The sequence below is a fragment of the Citrobacter sp. On2M genome, from assembly GCF_018035235.1.
Taxonomy (GTDB): Bacteria; Pseudomonadota; Gammaproteobacteria; order Enterobacterales; family Enterobacteriaceae; genus Citrobacter; species Citrobacter meridianamericanus.
This window is the reverse complement of record NZ_WPCV01000004.1, coordinates 836,174-854,544: the sequence shown is the minus strand read 5'-3', so window position 1 is coordinate 854,544 and position 18,371 is coordinate 836,174. Positions and strand designations below refer to the sequence as shown.

Genomic DNA, 18,371 nt, shown 5'->3' with positions numbered 1-18,371 from the left:
CTGCTAACCGCTATTCAGCGATATCGCACATAATATGTTTCACTCGGGTATACTCATCAAGTGAATAAGATGAAAGATCTTTTCCGTAACCCGATTTTTTGAACCCCCCGTGCGGCATTTCGGCGCACAGCGGAATGTGATTGTTAATCCATACCGTGCCAAAATCGAGGGCAATGCTGAAACGCTGGGCACGACCATGGTTGCTGGTCCAGACGCTGGCAGCAAGACCATACTCCACATCATTAGCCTTGAGTAACGCATCTTCATCAGTTGAAAACGACTGAATAGCCATCACCGGCCCAAATAATTCATGTTGTATTGCTTCATCATGTTGATGCAACCCGGAGACGATCGTCGGCTCAAAATAGAAACCCGGCCCCGGCCCGGCTCGCCCACCGGTTTCAACTATTGCATGTGCAGGTAAACGCTCAATAAAGCCTTTCACCTGCTCGAGCTGGTTTCTGCTGTTCAATGCGCCGTACAGCGCATCCTGATCCTCTGGTGGACCAAATTTAATACTCTTCGTTTTCTGGATCAGCTTTTCCAGAAATTCAGCGTAGATGGACTGTTCGACCAGGATACGCGTAGCCGCCGTGCAGTCCTGTCCGGCATTGAAAAAACCTGCCGTGGTAATCGTCGCAATCGCTTTGTCGATATCCGCATCAGCAAACACCACTGCGGGCGCTTTTCCGCCTAATTCCAGATGTGCTTTAGTCAGATTCGCCGCTGCAGAGGCAGCAACCTGCAGACCCGCGCGAACCGAACCGGTAATCGAAACCAGCGAGGCCTTCGGGTTTGAGACCACCAGCGAACCAGTATTGGCTTTGCCCAGCACGACGTTAAATGCTCCTCTTGGGAACAACGGCGCGGCCAATTCAGCCAACAGCAGCGTGCTGGCTGGCGTTGTATCGCTTGGCTTTAACACGACCGTGTTGCCTGCCGCCAGCGCTGGCGCAATCTTCCATACTGCCATCATGAACGGGTAGTTCCACGGTGTCACTTGTCCAACAAGACCCAGCGGTTCACGACGGATAGTCGAGGTAAACCCGGCGGAATATTCTCCTGCTGCCTTCCCTTCAAGACAGCGCGCCGCGCCGGCAAAAAAGCGGATGGCATCACAGGATGCCGCGATCTCTTCTTTCTCAATAAAATGGCGGAGCTGACCGGTTTCCTGGCTCTGCGCGTTTACCAGTCGCTCAACGTTTCGCTCTATCTCATCTGCAAGGCACAAAAGCGCCTTCTGCCGCTGTGCTGGCGTCGATTTTCTCCAGATGCTAAACGCCGCCTCCGCCGCCGAGTAGGCCTGCTCCACCTCTGCCGCACTAGCGTTGGGAGATAATGCGTACGTTTCGCCGTCGACCGGACTTACCAGTTCGAAGGTATCTTGGCTGCTGCCTGCTACATATTGCCCATTGATGAAATGCTTCAGGGTTTTCATGCCTTTCTCCTGCCGGTTAATACATAAAGAATCTTATGTAATATATATATTGTAAAAAAATTTCAAATACGCAACATTGACACTATGATAGGGCTCGCATTTTTAACTTGGATTTCACATTTACAGGAAAAGGCTTTTCATCGTGAGCTGACGCGTTATGTCCAACTCATCATGAGGTTATCGGGACACACATCCGCTTGTGCTGTGAAGTTGCGTACAGGCATGTAAAGTAACTCGGCCATTCTTACCTTCCTTGCCCAGCGGGCATGTGTTAGAAATGGTCGTTGTTTCAGGGAATTGAGTGCAGAAAAGTTATGATTACTCACGCGGTCATATTTGCGCCTATCGGGCAGGTCAGTCGTTCGGACCAGATAGTGCAACGCCTTTCAAACGCTATTATCACCGGGTTGCTGGAGCCAAAGGAACAACTTCCCAACGAAACTGATTTGGCAAAGATGATGGGCGTCTCACATATTACCATCAGAGAAGCGCTCAATACGCTTCGGGCTAATAATCTAATCTATACGGTTCGTGGTCGTAATGGCGGGAGCTTCGTTTGCGAAAAAATTGATAGCAAAAACAACGCTCTGCATCCGTTCAAAGCGATAAGCACAGATTATCTTTCTGATCTGGGTGAAATGCATTGTGCCATCATTAGCCATAGCGCAAGGCTGGCTTCCAGACGAATGACCAGCGCGGACATCGCCAAATTTCGCGAGTTTGTTGAGGTGCTCAGAAAGGCAAATTCACCTGAACTAATGACCCAGGCAGATATGCGTTGCCTGCTGGCGATAGCCGCCAGTTCGCATTCCGCGCGGCTGGCCAACCAGGAACTACAGGTGCAGGCAGAATGGGCATCGTTGGTGGCGATACTCTATCGCATAGACAGCGTTCATGCGGAGATTATCGCGCTTTATTCAGCGCTGGCGGATGCGTTAGCGGCTCACAACGAGGCGGAATCGGTGCAGCTTGCCACGAGGATCATCGACACGTTTACCTATTACCTTATTGAAAAAAAGTTGAAATATAACGCGAACTGACAATCAGTGAAGGCAGAACAGACAATGAGCTCTTCGACATCTTTAAGCGCATTAATTCGTAAGATTGATGATATTACCGCCTCTACCGTAGAGTCTACCGTTGCGCTGGCGAGGAGCATCCATGAGGCTATTTCTGGGGTGCAAAAGGCCTCCGCAGAAGTAGTTCTCGATCCGTCGGTGAGATCGACCGTTCAGCAGCACATCAAACGCACCCTCAGTGACAACCATTACTGCTCAGGGGCCGGGTTCGCCAGCCATATTGAGAGCACCGCAACCGCAAAAGAGTATTGGCTGCTGGAATGGTGGTATAAGAAAGATAATGGCTTGAGCCAGGCCCATCTCGATTTAGATCAGGCCACGCAGCAACGACTGGATTTCAGAACCTTCGAGTGGTTTAAGCACTCACCTCCGGAGGGAAAAGCGTATATCCACGGCCCCTACGTCGACTATATCTGCAATATCTCTTACACCCTGACCTCGGCGGTGCCGGTCTATTACAATGAGCAGTTTCTTGGCGTCGCCGCCGTCGATCTGCTGGTCAGTCAGATTGAAGCCGAACTGCTTTCCTGTCCCCACCCTGACTATGTCATTCTGACCAATCTGGAAAACCGGATTATCTTCTCCAGTTGGCCGCGTTTTCGCGTGGGGGAATTGCTGTCCCCCACGCACAGCACCGTGGTTTACCAGAGCGACTACTTTATCCTTTATCACTATCAAAACTAAGGGCCCGAGGGCCCTTAGTTTTAATTATCCTGCCCCACATTGAGTTTGTTAGCATAAGCAATGGCGTCGTTTTCCGGTGCCGCAGATCGTCCGAAAGGTCGTGTCAGGAACATATAGATAAGACCAGAGCCAACAACAATCGCCAGGCCGAACAGTACCGTCCAACGATCGATGAAGTCGCTGCTGTCTGCCGGTTGTGCCAGCAACCAAATCCCGCACAATCCATAGGCCAGCGCCAGCACATTCACAATCACGCCCCAACCGCCAATAGTCCACTCTCCAGCCGGTTTCCAGCCTTTGAGACGCTGGCGTAGCGCGGCAAGCACTACCATCTGGAACGAGATGTAAATCCCGATAACGGCAAATGCGGTAATACGCGACAGGTTGTCTGGCTGGAAATAAACCCAAACACAGATGATGACGGGCAGCAGACAGCTAACGACCATGGCATTATCCGGAACACCATTTTTAGATATTTTTGACATCCATTCACTGCCCGGCAGCATTTTGTCGCGGGAGAAGGAAAAGATAAGACGGCTTAACGCAGCCTGCAGAGACAGAATGCACGACAGCATCGCCACAATCGCAACAATGATAAAGACAGTTGCACCGGTTTCACCAAGTGCTTCATTCAGGATGGTCGGGATCGGGTCGGACGTTTTGCCATTGACGATACTTATCAGATTTGGCGAAGCCAGCAGGTAACCCATAACGGAAATAATCGCGGAAATCGCGCCAAATACGATGCTTAGAATCATCGCAACAGGGATCTTTTTACTTGGATTTTGTACCTCTTCCGCAACATTACCACAGGCCTCAAAGCCAAAGAACATGAACAGCCCCATCAGCGCGGCAGACATAAATGCAGTTGAATAGCTGCCATCATGAGCCAGCACCCCCATCGAATCGAAGATGACCGAGAACGGCTGCGAACGGTGGAAAATCAACAGATAAATCCCCAGCGCAATCACGCTGACAATTTCACACCAGAAGCCAATTTTTGCGACCCGGGCCAGATTTTTAGTCCCGGACATATTAACAGCCATCATCAAAAGCAGCAGTAAAACGGACGTCAGCAGCATCGTGGCTGGCGTCTGACCATAGTGAAAGAGCGACTCTACAAACGTTGATGTATATTCCGCGATTGACGTAATGGTGACCACCAGCGCCCACAGGTAAATCCAGGCGGCGATCCACGCATATTTCTTGCCCCATAACCTCCTGGCCCAAGGATAAAGCCCGCCGGTTATGGGATACTGGGAAGCGACCTCACCAAACACCAATGCCACTAAAAGTTGTCCACATGCAACGATTAAAATCCACCATACTGCCGGCGGCCCCGCCAGCGTTACGGCCAGCGCAAACAGCGAATAGACAGCGGTAAGCGGCGACAGATAGGTAAAACCCAACGCAAAGTTTGAAATAAGACCTATCGAGCGATTGAATTGTTCTTTGCCATCTTTCTGAAAATTATCGTTTTTCTTATCAGGTGTCTGTTCCATATAGCTTTCTCTTTTGTGGAATAGTCGCAGGGTTGAACAATTAATGTATAAAAGATATTAAGTTATATGTATAGTGATTTTGTCACGTAATTGTTAAAAATGATCGCACATCACATTCCCGAAAAAACTGGAATAAACCATCAAAATTAACAACAAATTAACAAAAAAGTGATGTATTCATGCTGACAAAAGAGAAAGGAGCCATACGTTACTGAGGAATCGCGCATCTGTTCGGCGTGGCTGTTCAGATGCGCGGCTGTTGAATTGTTAGCCAGTGCAGACCGACAAACTAAATTGTGAAATAAAACGATCGATAGCAGTGATATCCTCCTGCGTCAATGACCAGCCAGGTTTGCGACAGTAATCAGCCGTAATGATCCCCCTGCGCTGTAAGATTGTTTTTTCTACCTGAATGATATATTCGCAGTGCTGCATCCAGCGTTGTATATACGGTAACAGCGTCTCATGTAACTGCGTCGCTTGCTGATGCTCACCTACCAACCAGTGACGATAGATTTGCACATAAATTTCGCTAAACGAGCAGCCAGGCATCACCCCTTTTCCTCCCGACTCCAGCATTTGCAGCATATACAAACCGGCATAACCGTTTAGCACATGCGCGTCTGGCGCCTGCTGCAGAAATTCACGCGTATAGTTCACCGGCGGATTACATTCAATCTTGAACACCGCATGTGGGTAACGTTTTGCCACCTCAGCCAATTGCGCAGGTGTAACCGGGAACCCCGTTTCTCCTGGCGCGTACTGCACCATCACCGGAATAGTGACCGCTTCCAGTACCGCGGCAATATGCGCCTGCACTGCGGCAAGCGATGGCTGTAGGAAAAAAGGCGGCAACAACATTAGCGCATCAGCGCCCATACTCTGGTAGCGCCGCGCACGGCGAACGGCCACTTCTGTGCTATGGTCGGTGATCGACAGTGCGCGAAATATGCCTTTATCCGCTAACTCAGCAACAAAGACTTCCGCCAGTTGCTGACGTTCATTATCGTCAAGTTTCGGAAATTCACTGGCAATGCCAAACAGTGTGAGCCCATTAACACCGATGCCAGAAAGATGCGCCAACAAACGACGAAAGCTCGTAAAATCCACGTCACCCTGCGGTGTAAACGGCAGAGCAACAATGGGATTAACCCCTCGGATGCGCGCAACCGTAATCATTACAAATCTCCCCTATCCGCCAATACAGCCCCCTGCGCAGCCGGTAGCGCCCAGCGACGATACAAACGTAAGAACCCACGTGGAACGTCTTTATGGACCAGTTGGCAGTGTTGCTGACGTTCGTTCAAGACCCTCTCTTCCACATTCAACATTAATGTCCGCTGAGGAATATTAATGCTGATCGAATCCCCGCTTTCGACCAGCGCCAGAACACCACCATCGCTGGCTTCTGGCGAAATATGCCCAACAAACAGCCCACGATTCGAGCCGGAAAAACGTCCATCAGTAATCAGCGCACAGGAGTCTGACAGCTTCATTCCTTCGAGGAATTTCATTGGCTTATACATCTCTGGCATACCCGGTCCGCCTTTTGGTCCTTCGTAGCGCAGCACCAGTACGCTTCCCGGCTGAATATCACCGGAGAGAATCGATTCCACGGCCTCATCTTCGCTGTTAAATACCACAGCAGGTCCGGTAAAGACCATCAAATGGTCCGGCACTGCAGCTGGCTTCACGACACACCCCATTGGTGACAGATTGCCATGTAACACAGCAACCCCCGACTCATTGCGTACCGGGATAGCCAGTGTATGGATAACTTCCGGGCGGCGGGAATTGGGAACACCCCGTAGCCATTCACCTTTTGTTTGCCCGTTGACCGTCAGGCAACTGAGATCCAGTAAATTGGCGATCTCTTTTTCCACTGCCGCGACACCGCCCGCTTCCCAGAAATCGATCATGTCATACTCCGACGCCGGATAGAGCGAGGCGACCAGCGGTACCTGGTGACTGAGAGCATCAAATTCAGCCAAGGGCAGATGTCCCAACTCGGCTTCATAATAAATAGCCTGTAGATGCAAAATAGCGTTAGTGGAACCTCCCGTTGCCAGCAGATAAGTCATCGCATTGCGGATCGATTCGCGCGTAATAATTTGTCGGGCGTTCACGCCACGCTTAACCAGATCAACAGCCGTTACCCCAGTCGCATAAGCACAATCTCGTCGTTCATGTGAAATCGCAGGCAGCATACTGCTCCCTGGCAGGCTCATGCCTAATACTTCCGCAATACAACACATCGTGTTGGCTGTACCGTACATCGTGCAGGAACCGTGGCCCGGCTCAGCAATATCTTCAATATGGCGGAATTCAGCGTCATCAATTTCGCCACGACGTTTCCAGCCAATAGCCTCGGTGACGATATTGCCGTCCCAGTGTTTACCTTTGTATTCTGCGGGATACATTGGCCCGCCATTTACTAAAATAGCCGGGATATCGAGACGTGCTGCCGCCATCAGCATAGCGGGCACGATTTTATCGCACGACCCCAACAGCACCATGCCGTCGAAGCGGTGAGCGCGCATCATCACTTCGATCGAACTGGCGATAATTTCGCGGGCCGCCAGAATATAGCGCATACCCAGATGCCCTTCAGCAATCCCATCGCATGGAGCGATAGTGCCAAACACCATCCCCACGCCACCAGCCTCATCGATGCCTTTCAGCACATGCGCAGTCAGTTCATTCAGATTGGCATGTCCCGCTGTCGCATTGGTATAGCTGTTGACGACGGCAATCACCGGGCGATGCAACTGTTCGTCTGTATGGCCCATTGATTTATACAAGGCGCGTTTTAAAGCGCCATCATCACCGCTGAGGATCGGGTTGAAGTGCTCGCCACCACAACCTGCGCATCCGCTGCCACAACTGCTCATATATGACCTCTTTTCGTTAATACACTGTTTTCTGCTGGTGTTTTTTTGCGGTCGCGGGGATTAACCAAGCGTCCGGGAATGAGGAAAATCAGCGGCGCGCAGAGTACAAGGAAGCCCGCCAGAATATACAGTCCGCTACTGGTGCTGCCGGTGGTGTCTTTCAGCCAGCCGAGAACGGTTGGACCAAAGAATCCGGCTAGATTACCAATCGAATTGACTAATGCGATACCAGCAGCCGCTGCCGTACCAGAAAGTAACGTCCCCGGAAGGCTGATATAGGTTGGGATTAGGGATAACGTGCCGGACATGGCGACACAAATCCATGCCATCATCCAGAACGTGGAGCCTTCATTCAGGGCGCTAAATGTCAGACCAATCGCACCGATAATCGCCGGAATAGCTATGTGCCAGCGACGCTCCTGCTTCAGATCAGAGTGACGGCTGTTCCACAACATGCAGGCCGCACCGAAAATATAGGGTACCGCCGCCAGTAGGCCGATAGCAAAATCGTCCTGTACGCCGGAGCTTTTAATAATCGATGGCAGCCAGAAGTTAATACCGTAATAGCCAATGTTAAAACTGAAGAAAATCAGCGCCAGCAACCAGACGAAGCGGTTACGGAACATCGCAGACAGGCTGTGCTGCGGCATTCCGGCGTTGGCTGCGACTTTATCAAGCTGATCTTTATGCAGATCTTGCTCAATCAGCGCTTTCTCATCATCCGATAACCATTTGGCCGATTTCACGTCATTATCGAGATAACGCAGCACGACGAAGGCCAGTAGGAATGACGGGATTGCTTCCACCAGGAACAACCATTGCCAGTTGTGCAGTTGACCAACACCTTCGAACATTTTCAGGATTAGCCCTGACAACGGGCTGCCGATAATGGTCGACAGCGGCGTCACCAGAATAAACAGCCCCAGCGTGCGCGCTGAACGCCAGGAAGGGAACCACAGCGTTAAATAATAAACAATCCCCGGAAAGAAACCGGCCTCTGCGATACCAAGTAAAAAACGTACAATGTAAAACTGGGTTGGTGTGGTAACAAACATCGTCAATGCTGATAAAACTGCCCAGCTTGCCATGATGCGTGCAATCCAGAAACGGGGACCAAAACGCTGCATTAGCAGGTTACTCGGCACTTCAAAAAGAAAGTAACCGATAAAGAAGATACCAGCACCGATCCCATAAACCGTATCGCTGAGATTCAACGCATCCTGCATATGGAGTTTGGCAAAACCCACGTTCACCCGATCGAGATAGGCGAAGAAATAACACAGGATTAAAAACGGGATCAGCCGTCGGGTCACTTTACGATAAACCGCATTTTTATTTTCAGTATCAAGGGTACGCGTATTCATCTTTCAGCCTCTTGAGTTGTTATTGTCGCGATGCTCAGGTATTAACCTGTTGCCATGCCTGGGCATAGGCCTGCGCGTTGGATCGAACCTGTTCATAATCTGCGCCCGCACGATACAAACCGCCGCCGCAACCAAAACCTTTTGCTCCCGCCTTACACCAGTTTTGTAACTGTTGCGCTTTAGCGGAAATACCGCCAACCGGCATACACACGACGTGAGGGGGTAAAACCACGCACATGGCACGGAGTATCTCCGGTGAGATCATTTCCGCCGGATAAAACTTCAATCCGCTGGCACCAGCATCCAGCGCCATAAACGCTTCGCTTGGTGTGGTAACGCCGGGCAAACTGATGACGCCATGATCTCTGCTACGGCTGATCACTGCGGTGTTCATATTGGGTGAGATGATGACCTGACCGCCCGCATCGACAACACTATCGACCTGTTCTGTCGTCAATACCGTACCCGCTCCGACGATAGCACGCTCACCCACCCGTTCACGGAGCAGCGTGATAGAATCGAGCGCTCGCGGTGAATTCAGCGGGACTTCGAGCCAGGTGAAGCCGGCCTCGAGTAATACGTCGCCAATTTCCGGCGCGTCCTCTGGTGTCAGACCGCGTAAAATCGCGATCATAGGAAGCGGCGTTTTTTGCCATAAGCTGGCAAAGTTAAAGCTGTCCATTTTGTTTCTCTGCTAGTTGTTGTTGAAGAGACTGCATACCGGCAATAAAACAGCGATCACCATCGATGCAGCGTGTCTGAATACCAAACGCATTGGCAGCCAATTGATAACGTCGTGTTAACGCCGTACTGCCCACCAGCCAAACGAGTCCGGTGTTGTCAGTGCAAAACTCCATTCCAATCAATAGACCGGAGAGATAATCACTCACAGATTCAGGCGGTATTTCCCCCGAAAGCCGTAGCGTCCGGGCAGAAAACAGAAGTTGGCTTAATGCAGCGTTGCGCCGGGATGCCGCAACACCGCGCAAGAATGCACTGTCATCAACCACCGCATCAGGAAGCGCACGTCCCAGCAAGGAGTGGGTAATTAGCACGTGGAATAGTTCGCCTGTCATATAAGTCGAAAAATCAACGATTTCTCGCTTCTTCATTCGAGCGTGTTTGCTATGTGTACCCGGCAGAATCGCCCGGAAGTCGACGATACCTTCCAATAAGGACAGCCCGAATAGTTGTACTTCTTCACCGCGCATCACATCCGGTATGTCACCGTTAGGTGCTTTACGTATGCCTGGTACAATCCATGCTTCGCTGCCCCAGGAGGTGGTGAATTTTTTGCTGTGCGTAAGCAGGCTATCGGTGCTCGCGGGTAATGGACAGTAATCAACCTCATACCAACCCTGCTGCGAACCTACCATTCCTGCCATTGCAATCATCGGTGAACCTGATTCCACCCACTCGCCCAGTAGCATTTTTAACGTCGAATCGAACCGCCCCGGCTCGACGTGAAGAAGTCCGCAGCTGGCGCTGCGCTTATCCAGCACATCGTTTCCTGCCATCAACCACGCGCGAAAATTCGAGGTTCCCCAGTCGATCGCGATCCATTCCCCACTCATCTTGTAACCTCAATAAACATATCTTGTATGACAAGAATGTAATTGAGTTAATGTTACCGATCTGTGATCGCGATCGTGAAGTGAAATAAAACATTTCATGTCGTAAGCTGATCTCACAAGAAGAACTATCTTGTATACCTAACATTCTGTTTTTCGAGTACAATGCCTCATTCTCATTTCTTCAAGGCCGAATATGACTACCTCGCTAACAAACATCTCTGAAACGATTACCCGCGATCTGGCGATGAAAATCATTCGCGGAACCTTGGACGATGGAGAGATGCTCCCCGGCGAAAATGAACTTGCCGTGCAATATTGCGCGTCGCGTACCTCTGTGCGTAATGCGTTGCATGTCCTGTCGGCGAAAGGTTTACTATCAATTCAGGCGAAACGACGCAGCACGGTTAACCCGCGTGAACTCTGGAGTTTTCTGGATACGGATGTACTGAGCTGGATGGAAGAAGTTGGTATTTCGCCCGATGTTGCAGAGCAACTGATGGTAACGCGTCTGATGTTTGAACCTAACGCCGCTGCGCTGGCCGCCGCTAACGCTACAGCTCGCGATTTAGCTGCCATTGAAGATGCCTGGACGCTTATGTCGCGCGGGCAAAGGCAGGATCAGGTTGCCCTCTTCGAGGAAGGTGATTTAGCCTTTCACACGGCATTACTCAAGTCCTGCCATAACCCCTTTTTAATGTCCATTGGCAACGCCCTTTCAGCCGCCATGATGCTGTCGTTTAAACAGACGCAGGAGTCATCGGTTAAGGAGACCGAGCATGCCGTTGAGCAACACCGACTCCTTCTGGAAGCAATACGATTACGCCAGGCCGTTACGGCGCGGGAATGCATGCGCGATATTATTCTTAGTGCGGCCAACCGCCATTTGTGGAAAACAGTGCCGGATAAATACGCGCACCTGGTTTAAGTCGGAGGTTAAGTAGCAAAAATCGCTGCTGTTAAACAACATTTTTGCAATATAATAACGAGATGTTAAACGATGAACCTGAGCAGGTGAATGATGGAAATTGATCTCGATAATCTGGTCTTTGATGGGCTGGAAGAAGCGCAGGCCCGCAACGCCGAACGTCTGGAAGATGCAGACCAAAAAGCACAAGAAATTGTTGCTGATAACGACTGCGGCGATGCCTGCAAAATCTGATTTCCACACCGGCGCAATGCCGGTTTTTACTTCCTGCAGATTCCTTCCCGGTAAGAGATTCAACATTCAATAAATTGATGTTCTTCGTTGAGCCGATATTTCACCCCCGCCCGAATGTTGTTTTCCCCCTCAACAGCAAGCGCAAAGCGCATTCTCTCGCCATCGTGATAGGCCAGCGCCGCGCAGCCGCCGGGGCCGAGAATGATCGAGTCGACGGTGCCGGTACTGGCAACAACGGCGTTTTCTCCGCTGGCAATAATGTGGATGTTGTCCGCACAGTTGGCAATGTTAGATTCTGCGCCGAAGCAGGCCAACTGGGTTAAATCACCGCTGCAGGCAATCCGGTTCCGGTCGCCGAGCGAGCTGATGCGTACTCGCATGCCGGTACAGGCGATACGCGTTGCGTCGCCCACGCTACTGATCCGCGCCGAATTACCCGCTACCGCAATTCGCCCGCGATCGCCTGAGCTGCCAATATGCGCGTTATAGCCGACGCTGCCAATACGTGCGCTGTAACCTGCGCTGGCGATTTGTACGGCATACCCGGCGCTGGCGATTTTAACGTTATCGTCTGCGCTACTACATCGGGCGTTATCTTCCGCACTCGCCAGCGGACGATTGATTTCCCCCGCCGTTTGCGCACGGACAATATTCCCCATAGCATTAATATCCTGCTGGACAAAACTCGCCTCTTCCCGCCATTTTGACCAGCCGTATTCCACCAGGCTATTTGCCCAGTCTGTATACCCTTCCCGCTGGAGCGCACGATGAACATCGGCGTAACTTCCACCTAACGGAAATGCACGTAGAAACCAGCGATACATTACGGGCCCAACGCGCCAGGCCCGTAAATCACTTCGCGTAATCATCATCGCTTAATGCCGGTGATAGCCATCCACCATACACTTGAAGGTTTCGCCCGGCGTACGACCTGTTGTGCAAAGATAAAGATGCCCAAAAATGAAAAAAAGACTGACAATTGCCAGCGCAAAGTGCGCCTGAAGTAACCAGTAACGCACGCCAGGGAACACATCGCCGACGACCGTAGGATAGAGCGACAGCAACCCAGAGATAAGCAGCAGTGGCAGCAAACCATACATCACGCCAACATAGGCCGCTTGCTGTAGCGGATTGAATTTAGAACGCTTTGATGCCGGGAATGGATGTGGCTCACCCTGCATAATGCCAAACAGATAAAAACGTGCTTGTCTCTGCGCGCGAGCGATCCAGCCCTGACGTTGAATAATATAGTGATGCCCGTTGCCGCCAATCATGTTGATCAGAACAAAACCTATCCAACAAGCGAGCAGCAAAAAGCCGCAAACCTCATGTACGGTAACCAGGCTTTTCATCACCGACGCGCTGGCAGCAGAGAAGTGATTGATCAGGCCACTGACCAGAAGTAGCAGGAATAATAGCGCATTCGACCAGTGCCACAAACGAACGGCCTTTGAGTATAAATAGACCGTCTCACCGTGCCCTGCCGGTGCTTTATGCGCAGCCCGAAAGCGCAGCATGGCGTGTAGCGCCAGCACCATCCACATCCCCACCAGCATCAATCCGGCAATGACCAACCACACGGGCCAGTAGTCCGGTGAAAACAGGGGAACATACTGCGCAAGCTGGGCATGAAACTGTTCGGCATTCTGCGACGCGTTCATACATTATCCTTTTTAATCAAATGTTGACCGAACCGACGATACAGATGGGGTTTTCCGGCGCCTGCAAGTTGATATTCGTAATATTTGTTCTCTCGCAACCAGGTCTGAATTTCCGGGCTATCTTCACGACCAAAAATCAGCGCATGTTCCGGGCAAGCATTAACACAGATCGGCGGGAAACCTTTCGCCAGACGAGATTCAGCGCAAAAGTCGCATTTATCCGCTACTTTGGTCTGCGGGTTTAGATAGCGCACCTGATAAGGACACGCGCCAATACAGTAGCTGCAGCCGATACAGGAAGACGCGTCAACCCGCACAATGCCGTTCTCATCTCGCCAGGAAGCACCGGTTGGACACACCTCAATACAGGGCGCATCATCACAATGCTGGCAGGACTGACGGAAATAGTGATACAGCGTTTCGTTGTCGTTATCCGAGACCGGAATATGCGCTATCGACAATCGACTGCCCTGGGCTGGTACATGGTTAGTTTTCCTGCATGCTCGGGCGCAGAGATTACATCCGTTACACAGTGATTCGTCGTGAATCATGACGTAACGCACGGCTTTAGGGCTCTTCGTACTCGCTAACAAATTTTGACCCGGGCCGGTGAAAAAAATTACCGTCCCCATGCCAATGACAAATTTTCGTCGGGTGAAGGACATCGGGTTATCCTCTAATACTGTGACAGTGGTCGTCCACACGTTCCATGACATCAACCTGAAAAATTCAGGGGTTCTGATACTGCTCAACCTCAAGCCATTCGCACAGGCCGTACGCTTTGCCATAACTCATAAAACGTTCGCTAAACAGATAAGGCTCCGCATTTGACGATTCCACAGTCCGTATATCTGCGTAATCAGGATGCATTTCCATGGCCGTTAGCGCCGCTGTAACCTGCTGAGATTCAAAGCTATACGGCGGTTGCATCAACATGGCGACCTTATAGGGGCGAGGGTACGTTCGACAATCAAAACGTACCGCCTCGGCAATCGCGAGGCAGATGTCGTTTTCCAGTACCTGCACACACATGTTGGCGTAGTTTGCCGTCATGGTTTGCGTCGAATAGAAATACGCATCTTCGGTGCCCTGCACACAGGTGATATCCGTGCTATTCGCATCCAGACACAGCGCATCCAGTAGCGCGGAGAGATCGGTTTCAGGGACCGAGTAAGGTGGTAGCAAAAACAGACTACGCGCCACCAGTTGCCCCGAAACTGAATGCTGACGGATAAAATCTGCCACAATCGTCTGCGGGTTGGCGGGGTCCTGAACCTGCGGCACACTCACCTGTTCTACCGGCGGGTGAAAAGCCTGCAACCATTGTCTCTTGTGGCCATCTACCTCGTCAGGAAGCGCCTCATCGGGTGTCAGAACATCGCTCACGTTTGTCATCTCGCGTTCCTTACGCCGGCAACAGATCTTGCGCCGCCAAATCAGCGGCTACATCTTCAAGTCCGAGTCGGTTCAGGGTTTCACGCGTTGGGCAACCCAGCTCTGGATCCCAGCCCATTTCCTGATAGAACATCGTCAATGACTGACGCATATCTTCCCGATCCATCTTGTCGGTCCCTTCAGTGAAGACGGGGATCTTCGGATCTTTATCGAACACCCAGGAGCAGATGAGATCGTGCTCATTGCGCATATCTTTGGTTTGCATCAGTTTGACGGTATAAGCACGATGCAAAGTAAAGATGCGTTCAGCAGCCAGATCCAGACTCGCTTGCGTGGTTTCATCGCCGGTGACCGCCTGGAAGAATTTTGCTTCCAGATCCAAATCCCCGCGATAGTTGCGGCTCTTGAGCGGGGAAACCGTCATCGGCCAGACCCAGTTGCACAACGTCACCGCGTTATGCAGGCAGACTTTCAGCAGCGTCCATTTGGCATATTTGATCTTGGCAGCATTGATCGGGGTGTAGTTTTTGGTTTCATCGTAGGCATCCTGTGAACCAAACAGCTCGCCCGCCACTTCGCGCTGCAATTTCAACGGCAAACCGGAACCGATGAAGTTGATATGGGTGTGCGCCATGCAGTCACGGTTAAACATACAGTTGGTGATCGCCCCCACCTGCGCTGAAGCCTCGTTCGCATGGTGAACAGGAAAACCGAACGGTGACCACAGTTTATTTTTGGCGTAGCCCCAGTACTCTTCGCCCAGATCCCAGCGCTCAGCAATGGCATACGAGCCGTCCGCAAGGTGGCTAAGTTCGCCTACGCGGTGCGCCAGTCGATAGTAAAAGTCTTTAATAAAATTAGGATCGCCTTCTTCCAGCTGATCCCACCTGATCTCCGCATACTCCTCTGCTGGCAGCACGCGCTTAAATACGCCTTTCGAATAACAGTAAGTAAAGTCACGATGCAACTGCCCGTAGTTACACCAGATGCCGTAATCGTCAAACAGGTTCAGGCCAATCAGGTTCCCCACCACGCGCCCATCGTCTTTATCGTCGAAATCTTTCGGGCCATTGGGGAAAATGGTGGTGTGGACAAAGTTCGCTACGCAAGTATTACCACCGGTACTCGGTACACCAAAATCTTTCACCCGCGGGACATTAAGCTGCGACATACAACGAATTGGGCAAGAATGGCAGCCGCTCATTTTGACCGTGTACTTCTCAGCGGCTGGTCCCAGATCGAAAACGGATTTATAGGTTCGAAAACCCACGGTATTCTGGTTGCCAGGTGGGATTTCCCCGGTTTCGATTGGTCCCCCTTCTGCTGCGCCCCAGAAGAGTCCCTTACGCGCCGTCCAGCGGGAATTTGGCGAAGAGTATTCCGCCCAGGCCTGCGGGGTGCTTGGCACAACGTGGTTGTTGTTGGCACCGATGAGCTCGGTCATCATGTAGTCATTGAGCCGTTTCATCTCTTTGCGGTCGGCAATATTGACGCCTTTAGTGCCTTCTACCGCAATAGCCTTCAGGTTTTTCGAGCCCATTACTGCGCCGGTACCAGCACCGCCGCTGTGGTTACGACTGTTGATCATGCAGGAGAGCGGCACCAGATTTTCCCCCGCCTGGCCTATCGCGGCAACGCAGGTTTCAGGACTGGTAATGCGGCAAATTTCTTCAGTTGTGGCGCGCGTCCCCTTACCCCACAGGAAACCGGCTTTTTCAATGCTAACCTTATCGTCTTTAATGTTGAGCCAGACGGGGGTCGCGGATTTGCCTTCAATAATAATGGCGTCGTATCCGGCGAATTTCATTTGCGCGGCAAAGAATCCCCCCATATGGGCATCCACGACTAAATTACCTTTGGTAAAGGTCGATAAGGAGGTGATATTGACGCGGGAGCTACACGGAGCACCAGAACCCGTTAACGGCCCGGTGGCAAAAACCAGCTTATTCCCTTCATCAAAAGGCATGGTGCCGGGCGGAACTTCGTCGTACATAATTTTATAACCAAAGCCCATCCCGCCGACAAATTTTTTAAATTTACTGGAATCCTCAAGGGTGATATTACCCGTAGAGAGATTGACCCGTAAAATATTACCTGTCCAACCATTAGCCATCATGTTTTCCTTTGCAAGAAGGTTTAATAGATATACTCGCCATCCGTCAGGCAGTTTTTTTTCTGCAACACCGCGATATTTTCGGCAATTAATGACGCGTATCAGGCATGCCTGCTATCTATCAAACAGTAATATCTTTCCACTCGATAATTTTTAATGCCCCAGTTGGACACGCATTTGCGCATTCCCCGCATAACACACATTTTGAGGATTTTTTGGTTTCGGTATTCACGGTCGCCATCATCCACGGACAGGCAGTAGTACACGCGCTACAGCCAATACAACGTTTGTGATCCACGGCAATACAACCGTCTTCCTGTTTCCAGGTAATAGCGCCAATGGGGCAGACCTTCATACATTGCGGATCTTTGCACTGACGACAGGTATCAGCGGTATAGTTTAAATCGCCATACAGTCCGCCACCGGAGCCAACACCATCATCGCCAAAGAAGAAATTGCGATGGATTTTTATACGGGAAAAGAAAGTGCCCACGGCACCATCGTTATAATTAGTGCAGGAAATTTCACAGCGGTGGCAGCCCGTACAGCGTGCTCGTTGGGTCACCAGCACCCCTTTCGGCGTATTGATAAGACCCACAGTACCGCTGTCGACATCTTCCTGCTTACAGCCAAAAAGTGATAACAACGCAGGGGCGATGGTTAATCCCGCAAGGCCTTTGCCTGATATCCGCAGAAATTCAAGCCGCGTTAAACCACAATCTAAAAATGGACGATCAACCTGGTTCATTTATTTCGCATCCTCTTCGCAAACGCTGTGGTAGCAACACCTCCAGGCTAAATTAAACCAGTGCAGCTCAAGCCATTTCGAGCGATTAATGTTGCCAACAACACGTAAATTTTTGCCCTAACCTGATCGTGTAAATGACGGTGGTTAAACTGAATGAATCTAATCCTTTGGGGTTAGGTACAGGAATAATGTGGTTATTTAGGGCTTATAGTTTTGATCGTCATCAATTAAAAAACGGAAGGGAAATAATTAATGCGGAGTGATATTTATTATCATTAAGATAAATTGAAATAGAATTTCATATGATTTACAAATATTTGTGACCCCACTCTCATATATATTTTATATATCAAACGATATACAATTTAATATATAGCGAAAAACCTTCTTCTGATTGCAGTACTAAATTATATATATTGGTAGATTAACGTAACGAGAATAAGAGGACGGCGAAGAATCTCCCTTCCTCTTTTTATGAATTAACCGGCCAACGCTTTAATTACAGTCTCGATTGCCTCTTTTTCTAACTCGCTGCGCTTCACACGCTGATTGGCGAGGGTCGTTCTCAGTACTCCCGCAATGACGATATGCTTAGGCTCCTGTCCCAGATCGCGCATTTCCAGCACTACTTTACCGACTACTCTGCACATTTCACGGTACAACTCGTCGTCTTTGGTCTGATTTCCCATTTTTGCCTGCTCGTCATTAACTCAGACCCACAGCATATATCAGTATGGTGGTTTAGACAAAATTCAATGAAAAT

At 50.5% G+C, this 18,371-nt stretch carries 18 protein-coding genes; 4 read left to right on the top strand and 14 right to left on the bottom strand.

Annotation, left to right across the window (positions count from 1 at the left end):
* Positions 1-10: 10 nt before the first annotated feature.
* Positions 11-1,438, bottom strand: coding sequence for a gamma-aminobutyraldehyde dehydrogenase (locus On2M_RS14450; protein ID WP_210905024.1), 1,428 nt, complete (start codon positions 1,436-1,438; stop codon positions 11-13).
* Between the two features lie 314 nt (positions 1,439-1,752).
* Here On2M_RS14450 and On2M_RS14445 point away from each other — a divergent pair, with 314 nt between their 5' ends.
* Positions 1,753-2,478: a GntR family transcriptional regulator gene (locus tag On2M_RS14445; RefSeq protein ID WP_151219060.1), complete on the top strand. Its 726-nt coding sequence runs from the start codon at positions 1,753-1,755 to the stop codon at positions 2,476-2,478.
* A gap of 24 nt (positions 2,479-2,502) precedes the next feature.
* Positions 2,503-3,201 (top strand): cache domain-containing protein, encoded by a 699-nt coding sequence (locus On2M_RS14440; RefSeq protein WP_151219059.1) that lies wholly within the window; start codon positions 2,503-2,505, stop codon positions 3,199-3,201.
* Positions 3,202-3,221: 20 nt separating this feature from the next.
* On the opposite strand, the gene On2M_RS14435 is transcribed toward On2M_RS14440, so the two are convergent.
* The 6 genes from On2M_RS14435 to On2M_RS14410 all read right to left on the bottom strand — a co-directional run bounded on the left by On2M_RS14435 (position 3,222) and on the right by On2M_RS14410 (position 10,532).
* Positions 3,222-4,703 (bottom strand): APC family permease, encoded by a 1,482-nt coding sequence (locus On2M_RS14435; RefSeq protein ID WP_210905023.1) that lies wholly within the window; start codon positions 4,701-4,703, stop codon positions 3,222-3,224.
* Between the two features lie 267 nt (positions 4,704-4,970).
* On the bottom strand, positions 4,971-5,882 hold the full coding sequence (locus tag On2M_RS14430; RefSeq protein WP_210905022.1) for a dihydrodipicolinate synthase family protein: 912 nt from the start codon (positions 5,880-5,882) through the stop codon (positions 4,971-4,973).
* Complete coding sequence (gene ilvD, locus On2M_RS14425) at positions 5,882-7,594, bottom strand: dihydroxy-acid dehydratase (protein WP_151219056.1); 1,713 nt, start codon at positions 7,592-7,594, stop codon at positions 5,882-5,884. The genes On2M_RS14430 and ilvD overlap by 1 nt, the downstream gene beginning before the upstream one ends.
* Positions 7,591-8,958: an MFS transporter gene (locus On2M_RS14420; RefSeq protein WP_151225395.1), complete on the bottom strand. Its 1,368-nt coding sequence runs from the start codon at positions 8,956-8,958 to the stop codon at positions 7,591-7,593. Before On2M_RS14420 ends, ilvD begins: the two co-directional genes overlap by 4 nt.
* Before the next feature lie 34 nt (positions 8,959-8,992).
* On the bottom strand, positions 8,993-9,640 hold the full coding sequence (locus On2M_RS14415) for a 2-dehydro-3-deoxy-6-phosphogalactonate aldolase (protein WP_187252521.1): 648 nt from the start codon (positions 9,638-9,640) through the stop codon (positions 8,993-8,995).
* Positions 9,627-10,532 carry a 2-dehydro-3-deoxygalactonokinase gene (locus On2M_RS14410; protein WP_210905021.1) on the bottom strand — a complete coding sequence of 302 codons (906 nt, stop codon included), beginning with the start codon at positions 10,530-10,532 and terminating at the stop codon, positions 9,627-9,629. The genes On2M_RS14415 and On2M_RS14410 overlap by 14 nt, the downstream gene beginning before the upstream one ends.
* Before the next feature lie 193 nt (positions 10,533-10,725).
* Between On2M_RS14410 and On2M_RS14405 the strand changes: the two genes are divergently transcribed.
* Complete coding sequence (locus On2M_RS14405; RefSeq protein WP_151219052.1) at positions 10,726-11,457, top strand: FCD domain-containing protein; 732 nt, start codon at positions 10,726-10,728, stop codon at positions 11,455-11,457.
* A 93-nt stretch (positions 11,458-11,550) separates the two neighbouring features.
* Complete coding sequence (locus tag On2M_RS14400) at positions 11,551-11,691, top strand: hypothetical protein (protein ID WP_151219111.1); 141 nt, start codon at positions 11,551-11,553, stop codon at positions 11,689-11,691.
* Positions 11,692-11,750: 59 nt separating this feature from the next.
* Here On2M_RS14400 and ydhT read toward each other — a convergent pair whose 3' ends face one another.
* The 7 genes from ydhT to fumD form a co-directional block, all read right to left on the bottom strand.
* Entirely contained in the window at positions 11,751-12,563 is an 813-nt protein-coding gene (gene ydhT, locus On2M_RS14395) for a protein YdhT (protein WP_210905020.1), read from the bottom strand.
* A gap of 3 nt (positions 12,564-12,566) precedes the next feature.
* A complete protein-coding gene (phsC, locus tag On2M_RS14390) occupies positions 12,567-13,352 on the bottom strand; it encodes a thiosulfate reductase cytochrome B subunit (protein ID WP_210905019.1) in 786 nt (261 codons plus the stop codon).
* Entirely contained in the window at positions 13,349-14,017 is a 669-nt protein-coding gene (locus On2M_RS14385) for a 4Fe-4S dicluster domain-containing protein (protein WP_151219049.1), read from the bottom strand. Before On2M_RS14385 ends, phsC begins: the two co-directional genes overlap by 4 nt.
* Positions 14,018-14,081: 64 nt before the next feature.
* Positions 14,082-14,747 carry a YdhW family putative oxidoreductase system protein gene (locus On2M_RS14380; RefSeq protein ID WP_210905018.1) on the bottom strand — a complete coding sequence of 222 codons (666 nt, stop codon included), beginning with the start codon at positions 14,745-14,747 and terminating at the stop codon, positions 14,082-14,084.
* Between the two features lie 10 nt (positions 14,748-14,757).
* Positions 14,758-16,860: an aldehyde ferredoxin oxidoreductase gene (locus On2M_RS14375; RefSeq protein WP_210905017.1), complete on the bottom strand. Its 2,103-nt coding sequence runs from the start codon at positions 16,858-16,860 to the stop codon at positions 14,758-14,760.
* A 121-nt stretch (positions 16,861-16,981) separates the two neighbouring features.
* Complete coding sequence (locus On2M_RS14370) at positions 16,982-17,608, bottom strand: ferredoxin-like protein (RefSeq protein WP_003029338.1); 627 nt, start codon at positions 17,606-17,608, stop codon at positions 16,982-16,984.
* Between the two features lie 479 nt (positions 17,609-18,087).
* Positions 18,088-18,297: a fumarate hydratase FumD gene (gene fumD / locus On2M_RS14365; protein WP_151219047.1), complete on the bottom strand. Its 210-nt coding sequence runs from the start codon at positions 18,295-18,297 to the stop codon at positions 18,088-18,090.
* Between the last annotated feature and the right edge of the window lie 74 nt (positions 18,298-18,371).

What these genes read in the sequence shown, in the direction of transcription:
- On2M_RS14450 (WP_210905024.1), bottom strand. Translation starts at nt 1,438, where the DNA reads ATGAAAACCCTGAAGCATTTCATCAATGGGCAATATGTAGCAGGCAGC.
- On2M_RS14445 (WP_151219060.1), top strand. Translation starts at nt 1,753, where the DNA reads ATGATTACTCACGCGGTCATATTTGCGCCTATCGGGCAGGTCAGTCGT.
- On2M_RS14440 (WP_151219059.1), top strand. Translation starts at nt 2,503, where the DNA reads ATGAGCTCTTCGACATCTTTAAGCGCATTAATTCGTAAGATTGATGAT.
- On2M_RS14435 (WP_210905023.1), bottom strand. Translation starts at nt 4,703, where the DNA reads ATGGAACAGACACCTGATAAGAAAAACGATAATTTTCAGAAAGATGGC.
- On2M_RS14430 (WP_210905022.1), bottom strand. Translation starts at nt 5,882, where the DNA reads ATGATTACGGTTGCGCGCATCCGAGGGGTTAATCCCATTGTTGCTCTG.
- ilvD (WP_151219056.1), bottom strand. Translation starts at nt 7,594, where the DNA reads ATGAGCAGTTGTGGCAGCGGATGCGCAGGTTGTGGTGGCGAGCACTTC.
- On2M_RS14420 (WP_151225395.1), bottom strand. Translation starts at nt 8,958, where the DNA reads ATGAATACGCGTACCCTTGATACTGAAAATAAAAATGCGGTTTATCGT.
- On2M_RS14415 (WP_187252521.1), bottom strand. Translation starts at nt 9,640, where the DNA reads ATGGACAGCTTTAACTTTGCCAGCTTATGGCAAAAAACGCCGCTTCCT.
- On2M_RS14410 (WP_210905021.1), bottom strand. Translation starts at nt 10,532, where the DNA reads ATGAGTGGGGAATGGATCGCGATCGACTGGGGAACCTCGAATTTTCGC.
- On2M_RS14405 (WP_151219052.1), top strand. Translation starts at nt 10,726, where the DNA reads ATGACTACCTCGCTAACAAACATCTCTGAAACGATTACCCGCGATCTG.
- On2M_RS14400 (WP_151219111.1), top strand. Translation starts at nt 11,551, where the DNA reads ATGGAAATTGATCTCGATAATCTGGTCTTTGATGGGCTGGAAGAAGCG.
- ydhT (WP_210905020.1), bottom strand. Translation starts at nt 12,563, where the DNA reads ATGATGATTACGCGAAGTGATTTACGGGCCTGGCGCGTTGGGCCCGTA.
- phsC (WP_210905019.1), bottom strand. Translation starts at nt 13,352, where the DNA reads ATGAACGCGTCGCAGAATGCCGAACAGTTTCATGCCCAGCTTGCGCAG.
- On2M_RS14385 (WP_151219049.1), bottom strand. Translation starts at nt 14,017, where the DNA reads ATGTCCTTCACCCGACGAAAATTTGTCATTGGCATGGGGACGGTAATT.
- On2M_RS14380 (WP_210905018.1), bottom strand. Translation starts at nt 14,747, where the DNA reads ATGACAAACGTGAGCGATGTTCTGACACCCGATGAGGCGCTTCCTGAC.
- On2M_RS14375 (WP_210905017.1), bottom strand. Translation starts at nt 16,860, where the DNA reads ATGGCTAATGGTTGGACAGGTAATATTTTACGGGTCAATCTCTCTACG.
- On2M_RS14370 (WP_003029338.1), bottom strand. Translation starts at nt 17,608, where the DNA reads ATGAACCAGGTTGATCGTCCATTTTTAGATTGTGGTTTAACGCGGCTT.
- fumD (WP_151219047.1), bottom strand. Translation starts at nt 18,297, where the DNA reads ATGGGAAATCAGACCAAAGACGACGAGTTGTACCGTGAAATGTGCAGA.